This window comes from Thermicanus aegyptius DSM 12793, from assembly GCF_000510645.1.
Classification (GTDB): Bacteria; Bacillota; Bacilli; order Thermicanales; family Thermicanaceae; genus Thermicanus; species Thermicanus aegyptius.
Map to the genome: position 1 here is coordinate 2,774,267 of NZ_KI783301.1, position 17,428 is coordinate 2,791,694.

The following is a 17,428-nucleotide window of genomic DNA, read 5'->3' on the forward strand; positions in this document are numbered from 1 at the left end:
ATTCTAGAACAACATAAAGCATGGGAAGATCGAGATTAACGGAGGTGCCGACATGTCGGAACGGGATGAAATTGTTGACATTACCATTATCGGCGGGGGACCCGCAGGGCTATTCGCGGCCTTTTATGGGGGGATGCGCCACGCTACCGTGAAAATCATCGAAAGTATGCCGCAATTGGGGGGACAGCTGGCCGCCCTTTATCCGGAAAAATATATTTATGATGTGGCCGGATTCCCAAAGATTAAAGCACAAGATTTGGTGGAGAATCTCAAAAAACAGGCACTCTATTTTAACCCCATAATCTGCCTGGAAGAAAAAGTATTGGACTTGAAGAAGCTGGAGCAAGAAAACCTCTTTGAGCTGACAACGGATAAAGGGACGCATTATTCCCGATCCGTCATCGTGGCTGCCGGAGTCGGCGCCTTTGAACCGAGACGTTTAGAGCTAGAGGAAGCGAAACGATTTGAGAAAACAAATCTGTACTACTTCGTCAGCGATATGGAACAATTCCGGGGAGAACGGGTGGTCATTCTGGGCGGAGGCGACTCCGCAGTGGATTGGGCTCTCATGCTCGATTCGATCGCCAGCGAAGTTCATATCGTTCATCGAAGGGATAAATTCAGAGCGCATGAACATAGCGTGGAGCAATTATACCGATCCCATGTCCACATTCACACTTCTTATGAAGTAAGGAGCTTGACGGGGGAAAACAAGATCGAATCGATCACGATCGTTCATAATAAAACGGGAGAAGAGATCATCCTCCCCTTAGACGCCCTCATCGTCAACTACGGTTTTGTTTCTTCCCTCGGCCCGATTCAGAATTGGGGGCTTACCTTACAGAAGGGGGCCATTCTGGTCAATTCCAGGATGGAAACCAATATTCCCGGCGTTTACGCCGCAGGAGATATCGCTACCTATGATGGCAAGATTAAGTTGATTGCCGTAGGACTGGGGGAAGCTCCTACAGCCGTTAACAATGCGAAGAGCTATATCGATCCTACCGCCAAGGTTCAGCCAGGACACTCCAGCAGCCTCACCTTCTAACGTGACCCCTCCTCTTGGAAAGCCATCTCTTCCCGCTCGGAAAGATGGCTTTTTGCATATACTACCTACAAAACCTTTATAAATGCGCGGGAATGCGCGGGATAAAAGGAGGCGGGAACATGGGGTATATGTGTCCCCTGTGTAACGGCATGACCACCCTGTACCGGATCTGCCCATCCTGCGGCACCAGGCTGGACCATAAGGGAAGGATCGAGGAATCCTATGATCCTTACAGTCCTTATCGGGATGGAGAGGATCTAAAACGAACCAATGGATATTACGATGATCTCCTTCATCAATGCATCCACGTCGGCTATTGCCCGTATTGCAATAAAGAGCATCTCCTCTTCATTCAGGAGGAGCTCCACTAGGGCAGAGATCCTTGGCGACACGATCCTGTTTCCCCAGCTCCTTTCTTCATCATGAACCCGACTTCGCGGATCCATGAACCGAGCCGTCGCCCCGTATTGCCACAAGAAGGGAACGAGATTTATAATGTTTGTAGTCAGTTCCTTAGCCTTACGAAAGGAGATGCTTATTTGACGATAAAGATGGATTCACTACAAGATATTCGGGAGAAGGTGGAGAGGGGAGAACGCCTTACCTTTGAAGATGGGATGAGGCTGCTCACTTCGAACGACCTTTTCGCCATCGGTCAGATGGCCGATTCGGTTCGAAGGAGGAAAAGTGGCGATCATGTTTATTTTATCGTCAATACTCACCTGAATTACACCAATGTGTGCTATCTTGACTGCAAGTTGTGCGCTTTCGGAGTGAAGCCTGAAAACCCCCGCTCCTACACCCTCTCCCTGGAGGAAATCGAAAGGAAAATCATCGATATGAAAGGGAAAGGATTTACGGAACTACATATTGTTGGGGGTGTAAATCCGAAGCTTCCTTTCAGCTATTATGAAGAGATGATTCGCCTCGCCAAAAAACATCTGCCGGAGATTCATGTACAGGCGTTCACGGCCGTAGAACTGGATTACCTCGCGCGCCTTTCGAAGATCAGCATCGAAGAGGCGATCGACCGCTTGCGGGAAGCAGGGCTGGGCTCTATCTTGGGCGGTGGAGCGGAGATCTTCCACCCGGAGGTGCGGTCCATCATTTCCGGTCATAAGACGAACGCAGAACGGTGGTTCGAAATTCACGAGCGGATTCACCGTTTGGGCATGCGCTCAAACGCCTCGATCCTTTACGGGAGCATCGAAAAACCGGAACATGTGATCGACCATCTTCTCCGCCTCAGGGCATTACAAGATAAAACAGGGGGATTTGATGCCTTCTTTGGTTTTGCCTTCCATCCGGAAAATACGAAACTTGCGGAAGAGTATGGGATCACCGGTGAGACCACCGGCCTTTATGATCTTAAACTATTGGCCATCGCCCGCCTCATGTTGGATAATTTCCCCCATATCCGAGCTTTCTGGATGATGATTGGGTTAAAATTAGCCCAGATCTCCCTCTACTTCGGCGTAGATGATTTAGATGGGACGGTGATGGAAGAACAAATTGTCCATGACGCAGGCGCGGAAACCCCGCAAATGACGCCGAAAGAGACGTTTATCCAGATGATTCGGGAGGCAGGACGAATCCCGGTGGAACGGGATACGCTTTATCATGTCCTCCGAACCTATTAAACTTTTAAAGGATGGAAAGGAGTAAGAAGATGATAAAAACCTTAGAAATTAAAGATCCTGCACTTTTCCCGATCGCTGAAAAGATTGAGAAGGGGGAACGGCTTACTCTGGAAGATGGGCTGCTCCTCTACAAGTCCCCGGATCTTTTAAGCATTGGGCAGATGGCTGATGCGGTGAACCGGAGGTTCAACGGCGATGACGTCTACTTCATCGAGAATATGTATATAAACCCCACCAACATTTGTGAAGCCAACTGTGCTTTTTGCGGCTTTAAGAGAAAACGAGGGGAAGACGGCGCGTATACCATGTACCCCGAAGATGTTCTCCGATATGTGGAAGAGCGAATCACCCCAACCACTCGAGAGTTTCATATTGTGGGAGGGCATAACCCCCATGAGCCCTTTTCCTATTATGTAGATACCCTCCGCATCCTGAAGGAACATTATCCCGAAATTACGATTAAAGCCTACACAGCCGCAGAGATTCAGTTCTTTTCCAAAATCTCCGGCCTATCGGTGGAAGATGTGCTCAAAGAATTGATCGCCGTGGGATTGGAAACCCTCCCCGGTGGCGGAGCGGAGATCCTCTCAGAGAATTACCGCCGTAAATTAAGCCCTGACAAGGCCACCACCGAAGAATGGCTCGAGGTTCACCGGACGGCGCACCGCCTCGGGATGAAGACCCATGCCACCATGCTCTATGGCCTGATCGAAAGTTTGGAAGAACGCCTCACCCATATGATCCTCCTTCGGGAGCTGCAAGACGAGACGAACGGATTCTTGGTCTTTATCCCCCTCGCGGTTCAGCCTAAATCGATCAACGCCGGCATCAAGAAGAGGACCTCCGCTTTTGACGATCTGCGCACGATCGCGATCAGCAGACTGATGCTGGACAATTTCCCCCACATTAAGTCCTACTGGATCAACATTGGGACCCAACTGACGCAGCTCTCCATGACCTTCGGCGCCTCGGATATCCACGGCACCTTAGTGGAAGAGAGAATCAGCCACTCGGCAGGTGCCCTCACCCAATCGGCTCTTACCCGGGATGAGTTGATCTGGCTGATTCAAGGCGCGGGGAAACGCCCGGTGGAACGGGATACCTTCTATCGGCGCATTCGGGTCTACGAGTAAACCTTCCAACGTCTGCGTGAAGCAAAGGAAGGCATAGCGAAAAAAATGATTGCAGAACAAGGGGCGTTTTCCCCCTTGTTCTGCGGTTGGTCGTTTTTTTCTATTTCTTCCGAGCCTCTTCCTTCATTCCTTGCTCTTCGACTTCCTCTTCTCCTTGCCCTATCCCCATGTCCCCTTCTTCCTCCAGACCTACCAACACCCTAATTTTTTCAAGAAGCTCTTCCGGGGTCATCGCAGAGATAATCTCCCCATTCACCAAAGCATAAGGATTGGTAAAACACTCCCCACAATTTCCCAGACAACCGTACTCTACCACATCTAAACCAGGCTCTTTCTCCAATGCTTCCTTTACCATCTCCGTACCGCTGGCCAAATTGCTGATGCAAAACTCAATGATGGGGCGCATGAATGGTCTCACCTCTACCTCTATCCTAGTCGAGAGAAATGATTTGGTCAAATCGATCCTTTGCTTCGTCCACCCTGCATTTATCCTCTGCAAAATTTATCCCCCGGCGAGAGAAATGTTTTGTTTCGCTGTTAAACCGGCATTCTCAAGTTCCTGATACAGCCCCTTGAGGGACGGAGGGCCCTCCGATACCACCCGGCCGCCAATCACGATGACGGGATAAAAGGGGTCCCCCTCAATATCCTTAAGGAAGGAGATCCCTTCCTCCCCACTCTCCGAATCCATATCGATATACCGAACGAAGAACCGGCTCGGATCATAGCGCCTGGAAAGGGCAGACTGAAGCCAGCTCGCCGTTTCTCGAGAGGATGGGGCACCTATACAGGTGGCACAGGAATGCTCAGAACCGATCACGATGATCTCCAAAGGTTTCAATCAACTCTCCCTCCCTATCAAGCGAATATTATATAACAAATTTATTCTATTATATAACATAATTCAAAAAAGATAAAGGTACAGGGGCTAGCCCTACACCTTTATCTTAACAGAGGAGATTTCATATGCCAAAGTGGAAAAGTACCCTTTCGAATAGAATTTATTTTCTTCTCGGTCTATAATAGAAGAGGAAAGGAGTGAAACTGATGGAAGTAAGAGAAAAAGTGGAGGAAGTATTAGATAAGCTTCGCCCCTTTATCCAAAGCGATGGTGGCGATGTAGAATTGCTCGATGTAGAAGATGGGATCGTTAAACTTCGCCTGCTCGGCGCCTGCGGAAGTTGTCCCAGTTCCACCATCACTTTAAAAGCAGGCATTGAAAGGGCATTGATGGAAAAAGTTCCTGAAGTGGTCGAGGTGATTCAAGTCCTCTAAGGGCTCTCCCTTGGTTCTCTCAGATGGGTGGGATTTAACCACTCGATTTCCGCTAAATCAACGCCGCTCCATTCTTTCAGTTTTTCGCGAAATTGGATAAGGAACCGGTTTTTTTGAGCTTCTTGGTTCAAAAGGGAGCGGAACTTAAGTTCCCCCAAACCCGGTTCCAAATTCTTAGCATAATACCCTTCAACGTACCCTGCCCATTCGTAGGGAAAAAGGAGAATCGCATAGAGGAGCGGAAATTCTTCCGGAAGAATCTCCCTTACCCGCTGATATCCCTGCAAAAAGGAGAAGGCCCCGGCCTGTTCTCCTTTTTCCATAAACGTGTTTCGCATAAAATGGCCCAAATCGCGAACAGGAATGTCCAACCTCCAATCTTCTGCATGGCGAAATCCGATCGATTCTCCTTTTATCTCCAATTGATCAAGCGACAACGACCGGTATGAAAGGACGCCATAGGCCGCCGAGAGGGGAACCACCTCAGGATAATGATAATCGTCCAGGTAAAATAGGGCATCTTGAGCCAATTGGTGATAATAGGTGTAATTGTCCAAGAAGAGGGACTCCAACTCATTGGAAATCCCTTGAGAAAAAAGAGCATCCCTAAACCTCCGAATTCGTTTTAGTCGTTCTACCCAAATCTCCCGCCATTTTCCGATGCGATTTAAGGGATGCCTGCGTGAGACTGGAAAACCGGCCGAAGCCCGATGAAATCTCGCCAGTCGTTCCCCGATGCTCTCCAGCAGTTTTCGCTCTTCACGGATCAAGTTTTCTTTTTGCTGTGGGTTCGTCTCCATACGAGGAGACGGGTTGAGGATAAAACCTCGCATTTCTAAATAATGGCCCATGGAAGCAATAAATGCGTGAATCAGTTCCATACCTGTTCCCCCTTTCATCCTCGTTATATCCTATGCCTGATAGAGGGAAAGGTGCCCAGGGGAAAAGGGGAACTTTAAGCGATTCAAGCATACTTTAGATATCACGATTCAATTTATTTCAAGAAGAAATGAGGAATTCAGGTTGACTGACGATGATAAATTACGCAGAAAAGCCCTTGAGCTGCTTAACGATCGGGGGGTCACCTTGGAGGATATCGCCGATTTGGTCTTTTTTCTCCAAAAACCTTATCACGATGATCTGACCAAGGAGGAGTGCCTTTTCAATGTCCAACGGGTTTTGGAAAAAAGGGAAATACAGAATGCCATCATCACGGGGATCCAGCTCGATCTATTGGCGGAGCAAAATGCATTGCTTCAACCTCTTCAACATATGATCGAAACGGATGAAGGCTTATATGGGATTGATGAAATCCTGGCCTTCTCCATCGTTAATGTTTACGGAAGTATTGGATTTACCAATTATGGATATATCGATAAGGTCAAACCAGGAGTACTGAAGAAATTAAATGATAAAAATGATGGATATATTCATACGTTCCTTGACGATATCGTAGGAGCGCTCGCTGCCGCTGCTTCCAGCCGTCTCGCTCATACCCGTGAGGAGCATAAGTCCTAGTCGATCTCCTATCCCTTTCTCATGAGCCACTGTCGAACCTCAGTAAGAGAAGAGAAGGAATAGGTCGGCCTGATCGTGGAGGTTTCTGCCTCCTCCTGGGTGGTGACTCCTGTAAAGAGGAGGAGGGTATCTAAACCCCCATTTTTCCCAGCGAGAATATCGGTATGGAGGTTATCGCCGATAATGAGGCTCTCCTTCTGCTTAAAACCAAACCGATTTAAGGCCATCTCTACGATGATTTTCGATGGCTTTCCCACGACGGTGGGATCTACCCCTGTAGTGATGGACAATAGGCCGGCGAGGGAACCGGCCCCAGGGAGAAAGCCCCTTTCTGTGGGAAGCGCCTTATCTCCATTGGTTGCGATAAAGGCCGCCCCTGCCCGGATCGCAAGGGCTCCCCTTGCCAATTTTTCATACGTAACCTCTCGATCTAGTCCGGAAACAACTACCTCTACATCCTGTGGGTTCTCCCCGTCTACCAGTGAGTATCCCGCCTTTTGCAAAGCCTCGATCAGCCCTTCTTCCCCGATGGGATAAATACGTTTCCCCGCATGCTTCGTCTTTAGATATTCTGCGGTTGCCAGTGAGGAGGTAAAGATCTCCTCTGCTGTTACATAAAACCCCATCCGTAGTAATTTTTCCGCCACTTGTTGCGGTGTGCGGGTAGAATTGTTGGTGAGAATTGCAAAAGAAAAGCCTTCATCCCTAAGCCAAGCGAGGAAGGAAGGCGCATCCTGAATCAATTCTTCTCCCCGATACAATGTTCCATCCAAGTCGATCAAAAAGCTTTTATACATCTCTCTTTATCCCTTCTTTATTTCCAGCAGGTTTCTTAATGCTAAAACTACAGTAATTCTCTCCTTCCGCATAACAATCGATACGCTTTATTTCCGTTTTCAGGACTTCCTGAAATAACTCCAATTCACACCTGCATGCCTCTTTATACTGCTTGGCGATCGCTGAAATGGGGCAGTTATGCTCCAATAAAATATATTCATCCTCTTTCGGGACAACCTTTACCATATACCCTTTCTGATCCTGAACCTCTGCCAGACGAAAGACCTTCTCTTCAAACCGGTCTACGCGCTGAAGCTGCCGATCCATCTCCTTGATCAGTCTCTCTTTCCGCCGCCGGAATAAAGCATGGATTAGTTCTTCGTTCTCCTCACCCAAATCCTTGAGGAACTCCAGTGCTAAATCCCCGTAATTCTTAGGGAAAACATGTTCTCCGATTGCAGAGAGCCTGTAAAAGGTAGCCGGTCTACCCATCGACTGTCGGACCATGGAGGTCTCCACCAATTGATCCCTCTCCAAAGCATTGAGATGACGACGAACGGCCATCTCCGTGATGCCTAATTCCTTTGCTATATCCCCAACGGAAAGGGAGCCTGCCTTTTTTAACATCGTGAGGATCTCTTGCCGGGTGGTATTGCTCAACATTTTCACCTACCATCTTGGTGCAAAGATAAGTTTTTTGTTATTATACCTCCTTTTCTACTATACGTAAACTTTATAAATGTTTATCTTTATTTACCAATTTATAGGATATATCATGTGGTTTATAAACCCTCCTGTCGTATAAACGAGCGGACCCGATCCGGAAAGAGGAGAAATTCATCTCTCTCCTGCTCTAGAAGGGAAAGGAGGGAGGTTGCCCCTTCGTTTCGGTAGTATTCCCGGGTTAGGCGGCGGTAGATGGAGATCATCTCTTTCCACACAGAAGAGGAAGGAGGAGGAAGAATTTCTTCATCTACGAGGATGTCCACCATATCCTCATAGCTCCCCGGATCCCTTAAAATGAATCGATCTATCAATAAGGCCGCAATATCGGTAAAGGAGTGGAAGAGAAGCTCAAAACCCCGTTCTAACGCCAACTCTTTCATCCGCTGAGGTGCGGTTAACGCTTCCTTTGGGTATTCTTCCAAGAGATAGCGAATCAGTGCTTCATACCCTTTGATCCGTTCTTCTACTTTGTCAAGGTCTGTCCGGAACATTTCATCTTCACTTCTTTCTGCGGGCAAAGAGTAGTATTCCTGCGAAGGTTAATAAGGTCGCAAGGAGGATGGTGACTCCTTCCATAATCGCTTGCATGATGAACCGTCCTTTCTTTGTTCTTCCGGGTTCTCTCTCATCAAAGGGAAATCGAATGCTTCTTCCAAAAATTATAAAACGCTTGGGATGGGGGGGAAGTGTCCCACCGAGGATGGTTTTGTGTATAATGAATTATACCTTACAAACAGAAAGAAGGAGGAACGAATGATGGAAAACCTTCACTTCTTATATGATTACCAAGAGGAAACAAAAGTGCGGTTCATTAGTTTTTTGGGGAAGACAGGCCGGTTTGATTTAGCTCTCCTCATAACGGATCAGTATTTCGGGAAAACGATTGTGATGGATATTCAGAAAAGTCGGTTTGCCATCATGGGCCAGGACGATTTGGAAGAATCCGGATACTTGGAGGACGCCTTCTCCCTCACTTCTGAAGAAGCATCGGAGCTAAAAGAATTCTTAATGCCTCTCCTTTAACGGAATTGGGTTACTTCGTTCTCCTGAAATCGAGGCGATATGATCCTCTCTCTTTTTAAAACCGAAAGCCGCCAACTTGTACATGGCGGCCTTATTCTTCTCCCGTCTCCTCAAGATTTTCTTCCTCTTTCTTTCCCCCAAGGAAAAGGCTCATCTTCTTCACCACAAAATAAGAACACCCAAAATTGCAGTATTCCTGTATATATTGATCCAGAGAGCCGATACGCTGCTCGAAGGCCGCCTTTTTATTCCGATCTTCATAAAAACCTTTTAGCCTGAGTTGACCAAACCCCCAATCCCCAACGATGTAATCGTATTTATCTAAGACCTCGCTGTACCGGTCCCGAAAGGCTTCAGGATTCCATCCGTTTCTTTCATCATGGACTAACTGAAAATAATTTCCCTGTATCCGAATACTCTTCTCCATTTCTACCACCTTTCTGTCTCCCATCTTACCATTTCCCTCACTTCTCATGCAACGGTTTTACGCATCCTGGGAAGAATAAACCCAGGAGGTGTTTACAGATGAGATGTTTGCTCATTTCTCTTTTTCTCCTACTCCTTGTCGGCTGCGGGGGAAATCAGGGGTGGATCACGAATCGATCTCCGGGGGAGATCAACCGGACGGTTACCGAGGATGTAAACCGTTTTAAGGAGAGGATAAATTCTGTGGTTTATGCCCCGGCCGTTCCGCCCGCTCCCATCTCTTCTCCAACGGGGAGGAATGGATTGCAAGCCCCCAATAAACCCGGAGCGCTTAACACTTACGGGTTGGTGCGCCTTACGAGAAAAGAGTTAGATCAGGTTCGGCAGAGTACCGTAGGGTATGACCGAAATCATTTGGCTCAATTGGTGGCCCAGGCGATAAGTAGTCTTTCCGGAGTCAGGGATGTGACCATCCTCGTTACCGATGATCATGCATATGTAGGATATTCCACGGCGGAACCGAACGGCCAAGTCGAGTCCTTAGATCAGCAGGTAAAGAAGTCGGCACAAAGCGTTCTCCCTCCCTATTATGATGTTTTCACCTCAACAAATCCTTCTCTAACGAATGAAGTCATACGGCTTACCAACGGAAAGACAGATCGCATTGATGAAGATCTGGACCGACTCTTAATGAGGAGAGGGATCCGGAAAAGCGGTGGCAGATAGGCAGATCATGATGAAAGAAAAGAGGTCTCGACAAGGGACCTCTTTTATACGATCTCATGATTTACCGCAAGTTTCCTCATGACATTGGAGATCTACACGGAAGAGGATTGAATGTGAGCAGCCGCTTTCGCCTGTTCATGGGCATGGTAGGAGCTGCGGACCAGAGGGCCTGACTCCACGTGGCGGAATCCCCTCTTCTTCCCCTCCAATTTAAGTTGATGAAATTCTTCCGGGGGATAATATCGAACCACTTTCATATGATGAGGAGATGGCTGCAAATATTGTCCGATCGTAAGGATGTCAACTTCAGCCTTTCTTAGATCCTCCATGGTCTCCAGGATCTCTTCATACTCCTCCCCAACCCCGACCATGATGCTTGATTTGGTAGGAATTCGTGGATTTATCTCCTTAGCCTTCGTCAACAGTTCCAAGGAACGATCATATGTAGCCTTGGAGCGAATCCGGTCGGAGAGACGACGAACCGTCTCCACGTTATGATTTAAAACGGCAGGGTAGGCCTCCATAACTTTCTCTAGGGAGGACCAATCACCTTGAAAATCAGGGATGAGAACTTCCACACTACAGGTCGGTACGCGCCTACGAATGGCACGGATCGTCTCTGCAAAGATGGATGCCCCACCATCGGACAGATCATCACGTGCTACCGAAGTAACCACCACATGGGCAAGTCCCATCTGTTCGACCGCCTGGGCTACCCGCTCCGGCTCCGCCAGATCCAATTCGGTGGGAAGGCCCGTCTTTACCGCACAGAAACGGCAATTTCGGGTACAGAGATCGCCTAGAATCATAAAAGTAGCCGTACGCCGGCTCCAGCATTCATAAATGTTGGGACAACGCGCCTCTTCACATACCGTATGCAGGGTTTTACTCCGCATCATCTCTTTCAGTTCCTGGTATTCCCCATCGGTGCGCAGCCTGATTTTTAACCATTCCGGTTTTCTCTCGGTCACAGGTTCGTCCTCCTAGAGTTCATCTTTTCCTTCATTATAAACTTCTTCGCGGCAGGAGACCAGGATTTAAGCGAATGAGTGTAGGTTTGGGAAAGCATGAATGACACCTATTGAAAAACGGGAGAATAAAAAAGAATCCTTTTGGAAGAAAGGAAGTGTTCTGCAGTTGGGACGTCTCTTTCGTTCTTTTAGGACTCCCGCATTCTTATTTCTGCTTGCTTTTTTTTCCCTGATCCCATTCCCAGGGAAAGGAACGGCCGATGAGGAAGGAAAAGCTCTTCTGGAAGAACGAATGGCATTATATGAACGGATGGAGAGCATTACCCTCATCCCCTGGTATTATCTCGCTGCGGTCGACCAATACGAACGGAGTATCCACAAAACGAAGGGGGAAAAAGATCGTCTCATCGCCATCCGAATCCCTTCCTCTCTCTGGTCAGGACCTCTAAACCCGGATCAGGAAGATGAAAACCCGGTTTCCATCTCCTTCTTTCAGGGAATCGGAGAGGATGGGGATGGAGACGGTTTTGCCTCCCTAGAGAGCGATGAAGATCTCCTTTACACCTTCGCCCACCGGTTATCTCAATATGGCACCACGGAAGAAGATCTTCGCATCGGATTATGGGAATATTATGAGAAGGATAAGACCGTCCGGATCATCCATGAATTCGCCCAGATTTTTAAGAAATATAAACGCCTGGACCTCTTCGACAGAGCCTTTGTGTTAGATCGGCGTTTTCATTACAGCTATCACAGCACCTGGGGGGATCCCCGGGGATGGGGGGGACGGAGAATCCATGAGGGGACCGATCTTTTTGCCGGTTACGGTACCCCTGTGCGGAGCAGTTCCTACGGATATGTGGAGATTATGGGTTGGAATAAATATGGGGGATGGCGGATCGGAATCCGGGATCTGAACAACATCTATCATTATTACGCCCACCTTTCCGGTTTCCAAAAAGGGATTAAGACCCACATGATCGTGGAACCTGGGCAGGTTATTGGGTACGTCGGCAGTTCCGGATATGGCAAACCGGGGACTTCGGGCAAATTCCCACCCCATCTCCATTATGGTATGTATAAATATAACGGTCGCTCCGAATGGGCCTTTGACCCTTACCCCCACTTAAAACTCTGGGAAAGAAGTCAACTACCCCCGCCTACGTTTCACTAAGAGGCGGGAGCTTGCAACTCCCCGGAAGTGCGAACGAAAGCCTCCTCCTTCCTTCAATTGGGGTTGCATCATGGGCAGGTTGACTGCTGCCCGGCCTTGCCGGTCATGCCGGCAAAGCCCCTGTTTTAAGGTACTCCATTCCCTTTAAAAACAGGTTCATTGCTCCAATTCGATCATCATTGGATCGGTACGAACATCTTTTGCAACAAAAGGTGTGGGTTTTCTTACTCCGGTTCGATTTTTCCCTATGCCCACACCGGGGACAGGTTTGGGAGGTGTAGTGGGGTGGGACTGCGATAACTTTTGAGGAACGCTGTTTCGCTTTATAGGTGAGCATCTGCCTGAATTGGTAGAACGCCCATGACACCGTTTCATAGCGGTCTTTCCTCCACACTCTTTCTGTTGCATCTCTTACACCGGTCAGATCCTCCAGCACGAATAAGGTTCTTTCTCCATACCGGCTCACGAGTGCCTTCGTGACGGTGTGATTGATGTCCGTCATCCAACGGTTTTCTCGCTGACCAATTCTTTTTAGTCTTCTTCTTGCCGAAGGGGTTCCTTTTCGTTGTAACTGCCTGCGAACCTCTTTAAAACGGGATCTTCTCTCTTTCATGGCACGACCACGGACAAACAGAGACTTTCCTTGATCGTCATAAACCGTCGCAAGGAAATGGACGCCGAGGTCAACACCGACAACCCTTTGAATCTCATGATCCTTTAATTCCGGGATCCCTTTCGTCATCGGGATATGGAGGAAAAACTTCCCCTTTTTCATCACGAGCTTCGCCGTACCGAAAAGCCATGTGCCGTCAAAGTACCGTTCCATTCCTTTGATGGTAAAGGGAACCTTTACCCGTCCTTTTAAGGTGTTTACGGAGAAGAGCCCTTTTCGCAAGGAGTAATCCCGGTTCCAAACCAAATCATACTCCGGTCGTTTAAAGCGAATGAGCGTAGGTTTATGACCGTTATGTTTGGCAGTCTTGTAACGGGCAAGGACGGTCTTCATGACAGACTGCGCCATTTGGGAACGAAGGCCAAACCTTTCACGAAGCGCCGGATAAGTCTTTTGATGCAACTTCATTAGACGAATCGAGGGGTTTGTAAACACTTGCTCAGAAACGAAATTACATCCATCCCTATAGGCCCTCAAGGTTTCGCCCAATAATACGGTTTGTTCTTCGGTGGGGAAAATCCTGATTTTTGCCGTAAGCGTAATTTCCATTGGTTCACCCCGCTTTCTCTACAGAAAAGATACCATCATTTGTTCGTAATATCAATATCTTTGAAAGGAGGAAAGGCACATTCCTCTCCCGCTTATAGAAGCGGGAGTCTCCTGCGCTGAAAATGATGAACGGAAAAAGAGGTGATCATGGAGAGGTGGATGGTATCCCTTCTAAGGGAATCGTCTGGAAGGGGATTCTCTCGCTTCCCCGAAAATAATAGGAAGGAACTTCTCCTACGATGAATTGTTGGGCGATGGGCACCTTTTGTTCCACCACCACTTCCTCTGAGGAAAAAGGAATGACCACTTTTATTTTTGTTTTGATGTTTAGGTTTACGGTGAGGAGTACATTATTGATTCCGGTTTCCTGTAAAACCGGAAGAATACTTACATCAACCGCTCCTAGAGGGACAAAGCTGATGGGGATCTTAGGGCCATAGGTGGCCAAAATCTCGCTATTTAAAGCCACCCCGACGGGAAGCTGAAAGGTTTGATGGCTCGCCTCTTCCAGTCTATCCCTGATGTTTTGGGTCGCTTCCGCTTGAATGAGGGAAGCATTCTTCACATCAAGGGAAATCGAAGTGATCTTATTATTTTGGTCTGTTTTTGAGTTGAAGAGTTCATTGATATGGTCTTTCTCTGCGATTTTTTTGGTAATCGCATCATTGATGGCATCAATGGCAATCTCCTCCACCTTGATGATCGCATAATCACGTATTACCGGCTGGATTTTCTTCTCCACATACCAGAAGGTTTGCAGCATAAGAACCAGGAAGAGAACGAGGATGAAGAAAAAAATTCTCCCTTTTTTCCGCCTTGGTTTACCTAATCTCATCTTCGTCATCTCTTTCACTCCCCTACCCATTTTATGCAGAAATGGGGACTTCATGAAAAAAGGGCATGCCCTTTCGGAATTAAGGGAAGGGTGAACCACTTCCGGATATAAGCTAAGGGAAATGAAAAAGGGAGGAATAGGAAAATTACCAATGTCCTGACCATTGCAGGAGAAGGATACCCCCTCCTAGGCACCAAACATAAAGTGCAAAACCTTTAAGAGAGCCCCGTTTAAGGAGGTTTAACATCCAACGGATGGCCAGATATCCCGTCAAAAATGAAGTCAACCCGCCCAAAATAAGGGGAAGAAATCCCACAGATTCGACGTGATGTGTGCGGGAAAGTTCAAGGAGGGGAAGGAAAAGATTAGCTCCTAAAATGGAGGGGATGGAGAGGAGAAAGGAGAAACGGGCCGCTTCTTCCTTTTCCATGCCGATAAATAAAGCGCCTGCCAGGGTAAGTCCTGAACGGGAGATGGCGGGGAGGATGGCTGCTCCCTGCAATGTCCCAATCCAAAGGGCATCCATGATTCCCATCTCCTCCATTCTCTTTTTTCCCCTCTCACGCAGATGGTCCGCTGCCCAGAGGATCCCGCCTGTGAAGAGAAACTCCCATCCCAAGCTTTCGCCGGTTACGGCAATCCGATCAAAAAAATCGGCAAATAGGAAACCGATCAATGCGGTAGGAATCGTCCCCGCAACGAGCAACTTGGTTAAAGGAGAAAAGGGGTGAGAAAGCACCTCTTTTATTTCCCGGAGAAAAACGGCGAGCACCGCAAAAAAGGTGCCCAAGTGCATCAGCGTATCAAAGAGAAGGCCCGCTTCCGACAAACCCAGCCACCTTCGGGCTAAAACCAAATGGCCGGTGCTGGAGATGGGCAGAAATTCCGTCAACCCTTGGATCGAGCCCAGCAACATTCCTTTTAAACTTTCCTCCACGCGAACACCTCCCTGTCTCCACAAAAGATCCCATGTCCTTTTCAATATATGAAGGGAAAAAGGCTCTTATGGCTTTAAAAGGCAAAAAAAAAGCGGTGACTCCGCCTTTATTTTTCATCCGATCTATCCGCGCCTTACCTCTAATGGATATTGGGATCGATGGGGATTTCCCGTTCAAAGATGCCCGGAAAGCCTTCTTCCACCATTTTTCGTTTGATCAATTCCACCACATAGAGAGAGATCATTTGAAAGAGCTCCTCATCCGTCATCTGTTGGACGAAATTCATCAGATCTTCCCGGGAATGGCCTGAAAAAAGGGAGAGAACAATTTCCACGGTATCTTCATCATTTCCCGTAAGTTGATCGCGGTAGAGCTTAAAAAGATCATCGACGAATTTCATGAACTACACCTCGGTTCTATTTTTTTCCTTCCACCCAATGAAAACGGGGATGCCACGCCTCTTCCAGAGCTCCCTCCCTGTGCATCTCTACAGCGAGGAGATGGCGGAGAAAGTCGGGAAGAAAAAATTCCGGAGATAATTCCTTTTCTAATGCATGATACGGCTTTAAAAACATAAACATGTCGATGGTGCCCAACCGTATTTCTGCATGGGGGGAGAGGGGTTTACCATGAGCATACAGGCCTACCACCTTCGGTACTTCTCCTCCTTCCACCACCACCTCACACCCATCTAAGACCGGGAATCCCAGAATTTCTCCCCGAAACCCGAATCCTCTTACTCGTTGCCTCATTTTAACCGGCTGCAATGCTTCTTCTATGATTTCTTTTAATTCTAATGCTCTTAACGAAATGACGCAAGTATTTATTGGATGGGGACAAACCCGGAGAAGATCTTTTTGCGTGGCACTTCCAGGGGGAAGAGAATCAAGGAGAAGACCTGCGTTTACCAGGGAGATCTCCGTATGGGTCCAGTGCCGTACCGATTGAGCCAAGAGATTGGCGAAGGGCGATTCCTTCTCCCAATGGAGCGGCAGTCCCTCTTTCAAGTAAATAATCTCCCTGTCCAACAGCCGCTCCGCTTTTTCCCCGTACTGTTCAATCAATCCCATGATTCTTCCGTCTTCCTCTTCCCCTTCTATGGAGAAGGAGGTGGCGCCGATTTGAAAAGAAAGGGATGGATGATTCGTTCGTTGGGGCTCGATCAAGACCTCGCCTACATGCCCCCCATTTCTTCCCATCTGGACAATGAGCGTATTTCCGATCCATTCCCCTTCCGGGAGATAATGATGAGAATGGCCTCCAAGGATGAGCCCGATTTCGGGATAGTTTTCCGCGATCAGCCGATCATTGGCCAAACCCAAATGGGAAAGAAGAATGAGCAAATCTACCTGGGGGGCGAGACGGGATACGAGTTCGGGAAGAACCTCTTCCGCCGTCTCCACCTGCCACCCCAAAAGGCGATAATACTCTTTGTAAGGTGCCGTCAAGCCGATCATTCCCAACCTGAACCCATCCAGATCAAGGATTTTGTAGGGCGTCGCCCATCGGGGGTACTCCAACGTATCCAGATCTCTCAAGTTGCTCACAATCACTTGATAAGAACTCCCCTGATAAAGATGATTTAATTCCTCTTTTGTAAGCGTAATCCCCTCATTATTCCCCAGGGTAACCGATTGATACCCGGAAGCCTCCAGAATTTCCCGGTTGGCAAATCCTACGCTTACTTCCGTTAACGGATGGCTGCGATCCAGATGATCTCCCAGGTCTACGAAGAGGAGGATTTCCCGTTCGCCGTACTCCTTTCTCTTTTTGTTGAAAAAATGGGCGATTTTAGGCATTGCCTCAAAATGGCTGTGCAGATCATTGGTGTGAAAAATGCGAATCGGCCTCATAAACGATCCTCCTATGAGCCTTACGGTCTGCTCTTTCCCTTACACTCAGGATATGCCAAAAAGGGGAACTTATCAACCGGGAGAAGCGCAGGCACTCCCCCGTTCAATCGGAGATCCCCTCCTTAGAGAAGTCCTTCCATGCA

General features: G+C 48.0%; 22 protein-coding genes. 9 read left to right on the plus strand and 13 right to left on the minus strand.

Annotation, left to right across the window (positions count from 1 at the left end; all coding sequences use genetic code 11):
• The first annotated feature begins 52 nt into the window (after positions 1-52).
• The 4 genes from THEAE_RS0114685 to mqnE (THEAE_RS0114700) all read left to right on the plus strand — a co-directional run bounded on the left by THEAE_RS0114685 (position 53) and on the right by mqnE (THEAE_RS0114700) (position 3,821).
• Positions 53-1,048: an NAD(P)/FAD-dependent oxidoreductase gene (locus THEAE_RS0114685; protein ID WP_005588262.1), complete on the plus strand. Its 996-nt coding sequence runs from the start codon at positions 53-55 to the stop codon at positions 1,046-1,048.
• Between the two features lie 119 nt (positions 1,049-1,167).
• Positions 1,168-1,419 (plus strand): hypothetical protein, encoded by a 252-nt coding sequence (locus tag THEAE_RS0114690; RefSeq protein WP_005588263.1) that lies wholly within the window; start codon positions 1,168-1,170, stop codon positions 1,417-1,419.
• A gap of 168 nt (positions 1,420-1,587) precedes the next feature.
• Positions 1,588-2,688 (plus strand): aminofutalosine synthase MqnE, encoded by a 1,101-nt coding sequence (gene mqnE, locus THEAE_RS0114695; protein ID WP_245605570.1) that lies wholly within the window; start codon positions 1,588-1,590, stop codon positions 2,686-2,688.
• A gap of 29 nt (positions 2,689-2,717) precedes the next feature.
• The gene (mqnE, locus tag THEAE_RS0114700) at positions 2,718-3,821 is read left to right on the plus strand and encodes an aminofutalosine synthase MqnE (RefSeq protein WP_039944489.1); all 1,104 of its coding nucleotides are present in this window, start codon (positions 2,718-2,720) and stop codon (positions 3,819-3,821) included.
• Between the two features lie 100 nt (positions 3,822-3,921).
• Here the strand turns inward: mqnE (THEAE_RS0114700) and THEAE_RS21180 are convergent, their stop codons facing one another.
• Positions 3,922-4,227, minus strand: coding sequence for a DUF1450 domain-containing protein (locus tag THEAE_RS21180; RefSeq protein WP_051430982.1), 306 nt, complete (start codon positions 4,225-4,227; stop codon positions 3,922-3,924).
• Between the two features lie 96 nt (positions 4,228-4,323).
• A complete protein-coding gene (locus THEAE_RS0114710; protein ID WP_005588011.1) occupies positions 4,324-4,662 on the minus strand; it encodes a DUF1462 family protein in 339 nt (112 codons plus the stop codon).
• A gap of 206 nt (positions 4,663-4,868) precedes the next feature.
• Between THEAE_RS0114710 and THEAE_RS0114715 the strand changes: the two genes are divergently transcribed.
• On the plus strand, positions 4,869-5,096 hold the full coding sequence (locus tag THEAE_RS0114715) for a NifU family protein (RefSeq protein ID WP_005588010.1): 228 nt from the start codon (positions 4,869-4,871) through the stop codon (positions 5,094-5,096).
• On the opposite strand, the gene THEAE_RS0114720 is transcribed toward THEAE_RS0114715, so the two are convergent.
• Positions 5,093-5,977: a protein kinase family protein gene (locus THEAE_RS0114720; protein WP_028988001.1), complete on the minus strand. Its 885-nt coding sequence runs from the start codon at positions 5,975-5,977 to the stop codon at positions 5,093-5,095. The genes THEAE_RS0114715 and THEAE_RS0114720 overlap by 4 nt on opposite strands.
• Before the next feature lie 142 nt (positions 5,978-6,119).
• Between THEAE_RS0114720 and THEAE_RS0114725 the strand changes: the two genes are divergently transcribed.
• The gene (locus THEAE_RS0114725) at positions 6,120-6,614 is read left to right on the plus strand and encodes a phosphatidylglycerophosphatase A family protein (RefSeq protein WP_028988002.1); all 495 of its coding nucleotides are present in this window, start codon (positions 6,120-6,122) and stop codon (positions 6,612-6,614) included.
• 8 nt (positions 6,615-6,622) lie between these two features.
• On the opposite strand, the gene THEAE_RS0114730 is transcribed toward THEAE_RS0114725, so the two are convergent.
• The 3 genes from THEAE_RS0114730 to THEAE_RS0114740 all read right to left on the minus strand — a co-directional run bounded on the left by THEAE_RS0114730 (position 6,623) and on the right by THEAE_RS0114740 (position 8,608).
• A complete protein-coding gene (locus THEAE_RS0114730) occupies positions 6,623-7,411 on the minus strand; it encodes a TIGR01457 family HAD-type hydrolase (protein ID WP_028988003.1) in 789 nt (262 codons plus the stop codon).
• Positions 7,404-8,054, minus strand: a complete 651-nt coding sequence (locus THEAE_RS0114735; RefSeq protein ID WP_028988004.1) for a helix-turn-helix transcriptional regulator — start codon at positions 8,052-8,054, stop codon at positions 7,404-7,406. Before THEAE_RS0114735 ends, THEAE_RS0114730 begins: the two co-directional genes overlap by 8 nt.
• A 119-nt stretch (positions 8,055-8,173) precedes the next feature.
• Positions 8,174-8,608, minus strand: a complete 435-nt coding sequence (locus THEAE_RS0114740) for a DUF86 domain-containing protein (protein WP_028988005.1) — start codon at positions 8,606-8,608, stop codon at positions 8,174-8,176.
• A 265-nt stretch (positions 8,609-8,873) separates the two neighbouring features.
• Between THEAE_RS0114740 and THEAE_RS0114750 the strand changes: the two genes are divergently transcribed.
• Complete coding sequence (locus tag THEAE_RS0114750; protein WP_028988006.1) at positions 8,874-9,140, plus strand: DUF3055 domain-containing protein; 267 nt, start codon at positions 8,874-8,876, stop codon at positions 9,138-9,140.
• Between the two features lie 91 nt (positions 9,141-9,231).
• Here the strand turns inward: THEAE_RS0114750 and THEAE_RS21185 are convergent, their stop codons facing one another.
• Positions 9,232-9,591 carry a YutD-like domain-containing protein gene (locus tag THEAE_RS21185; protein WP_084213662.1) on the minus strand — a complete coding sequence of 120 codons (360 nt, stop codon included), beginning with the start codon at positions 9,589-9,591 and terminating at the stop codon, positions 9,232-9,234.
• 74 nt (positions 9,592-9,665) lie between these two features.
• On the opposite strand from THEAE_RS21185, the gene THEAE_RS22210 reads away from it, so the two are divergent.
• Positions 9,666-10,292: a YhcN/YlaJ family sporulation lipoprotein gene (locus THEAE_RS22210; RefSeq protein WP_052330050.1), complete on the plus strand. Its 627-nt coding sequence runs from the start codon at positions 9,666-9,668 to the stop codon at positions 10,290-10,292.
• 92 nt (positions 10,293-10,384) lie between these two features.
• Here the strand turns inward: THEAE_RS22210 and lipA are convergent, their stop codons facing one another.
• The gene (lipA, locus tag THEAE_RS0114765; RefSeq protein WP_028988007.1) at positions 10,385-11,263 is read right to left on the minus strand and encodes a lipoyl synthase; all 879 of its coding nucleotides are present in this window, start codon (positions 11,261-11,263) and stop codon (positions 10,385-10,387) included.
• A 100-nt stretch (positions 11,264-11,363) separates the two neighbouring features.
• Here lipA and THEAE_RS0114770 point away from each other — a divergent pair, with 100 nt between their 5' ends.
• The gene (locus tag THEAE_RS0114770) at positions 11,364-12,437 is read left to right on the plus strand and encodes a M23 family metallopeptidase (protein ID WP_084213574.1); all 1,074 of its coding nucleotides are present in this window, start codon (positions 11,364-11,366) and stop codon (positions 12,435-12,437) included.
• Positions 12,438-12,540: 103 nt separating this feature from the next.
• Here THEAE_RS0114770 and THEAE_RS0114775 read toward each other — a convergent pair whose 3' ends face one another.
• From THEAE_RS0114775 to THEAE_RS0114800, 5 genes are all read right to left on the minus strand, one after another.
• Positions 12,541-13,659 (minus strand): RNA-guided endonuclease InsQ/TnpB family protein, encoded by a 1,119-nt coding sequence (locus THEAE_RS0114775; protein WP_028988009.1) that lies wholly within the window; start codon positions 13,657-13,659, stop codon positions 12,541-12,543.
• 145 nt (positions 13,660-13,804) lie between these two features.
• Positions 13,805-14,503 (minus strand): sporulation protein YunB, encoded by a 699-nt coding sequence (yunB, locus tag THEAE_RS0114780; protein ID WP_028988010.1) that lies wholly within the window; start codon positions 14,501-14,503, stop codon positions 13,805-13,807.
• A 136-nt stretch (positions 14,504-14,639) separates the two neighbouring features.
• A complete protein-coding gene (locus tag THEAE_RS0114790; protein WP_039945303.1) occupies positions 14,640-15,410 on the minus strand; it encodes an undecaprenyl-diphosphate phosphatase in 771 nt (256 codons plus the stop codon).
• A gap of 161 nt (positions 15,411-15,571) precedes the next feature.
• A complete protein-coding gene (locus THEAE_RS0114795) occupies positions 15,572-15,832 on the minus strand; it encodes a DUF6154 family protein (protein ID WP_005587990.1) in 261 nt (86 codons plus the stop codon).
• Between the two features lie 16 nt (positions 15,833-15,848).
• Positions 15,849-17,285, minus strand: a complete 1,437-nt coding sequence (locus THEAE_RS0114800) for a bifunctional metallophosphatase/5'-nucleotidase (RefSeq protein WP_005587989.1) — start codon at positions 17,283-17,285, stop codon at positions 15,849-15,851.
• Positions 17,286-17,428 lie beyond the last annotated feature (143 nt).

Coding starts and splice junctions, on each gene's coding strand:
- THEAE_RS0114800 (WP_005587989.1), bottom strand. CDS start 17,285: ATGAGGCCGATTCGCATTTTTCACACCAATGATCTGCACAGCCATTTT.
- THEAE_RS0114715 (WP_005588010.1), top strand. CDS start 4,869: ATGGAAGTAAGAGAAAAAGTGGAGGAAGTATTAGATAAGCTTCGCCCC.
- THEAE_RS0114720 (WP_028988001.1), bottom strand. CDS start 5,977: ATGGAACTGATTCACGCATTTATTGCTTCCATGGGCCATTATTTAGAA.
- THEAE_RS22210 (WP_052330050.1), top strand. CDS start 9,666: ATGAGATGTTTGCTCATTTCTCTTTTTCTCCTACTCCTTGTCGGCTGC.
- THEAE_RS21180 (WP_051430982.1), bottom strand. CDS start 4,227: ATGCGCCCCATCATTGAGTTTTGCATCAGCAATTTGGCCAGCGGTACG.
- THEAE_RS0114775 (WP_028988009.1), bottom strand. CDS start 13,659: ATGGAAATTACGCTTACGGCAAAAATCAGGATTTTCCCCACCGAAGAA.
- THEAE_RS0114730 (WP_028988003.1), bottom strand. CDS start 7,411: ATGTATAAAAGCTTTTTGATCGACTTGGATGGAACATTGTATCGGGGA.
- THEAE_RS0114690 (WP_005588263.1), top strand. CDS start 1,168: ATGGGGTATATGTGTCCCCTGTGTAACGGCATGACCACCCTGTACCGG.
- yunB (WP_028988010.1), bottom strand. CDS start 14,503: ATGACGAAGATGAGATTAGGTAAACCAAGGCGGAAAAAAGGGAGAATT.
- THEAE_RS0114750 (WP_028988006.1), top strand. CDS start 8,874: ATGGAAAACCTTCACTTCTTATATGATTACCAAGAGGAAACAAAAGTG.
- THEAE_RS0114735 (WP_028988004.1), bottom strand. CDS start 8,054: ATGTTGAGCAATACCACCCGGCAAGAGATCCTCACGATGTTAAAAAAG.
- THEAE_RS21185 (WP_084213662.1), bottom strand. CDS start 9,591: ATGGGAGACAGAAAGGTGGTAGAAATGGAGAAGAGTATTCGGATACAG.
- THEAE_RS0114795 (WP_005587990.1), bottom strand. CDS start 15,832: ATGAAATTCGTCGATGATCTTTTTAAGCTCTACCGCGATCAACTTACG.
- THEAE_RS0114770 (WP_084213574.1), top strand. CDS start 11,364: ATGACACCTATTGAAAAACGGGAGAATAAAAAAGAATCCTTTTGGAAG.
- THEAE_RS0114790 (WP_039945303.1), bottom strand. CDS start 15,410: ATGTTGCTGGGCTCGATCCAAGGGTTGACGGAATTTCTGCCCATCTCC.
- THEAE_RS0114740 (WP_028988005.1), bottom strand. CDS start 8,608: ATGTTCCGGACAGACCTTGACAAAGTAGAAGAACGGATCAAAGGGTAT.
- mqnE (WP_039944489.1), top strand. CDS start 2,718: ATGATAAAAACCTTAGAAATTAAAGATCCTGCACTTTTCCCGATCGCT.
- THEAE_RS0114685 (WP_005588262.1), top strand. CDS start 53: ATGTCGGAACGGGATGAAATTGTTGACATTACCATTATCGGCGGGGGA.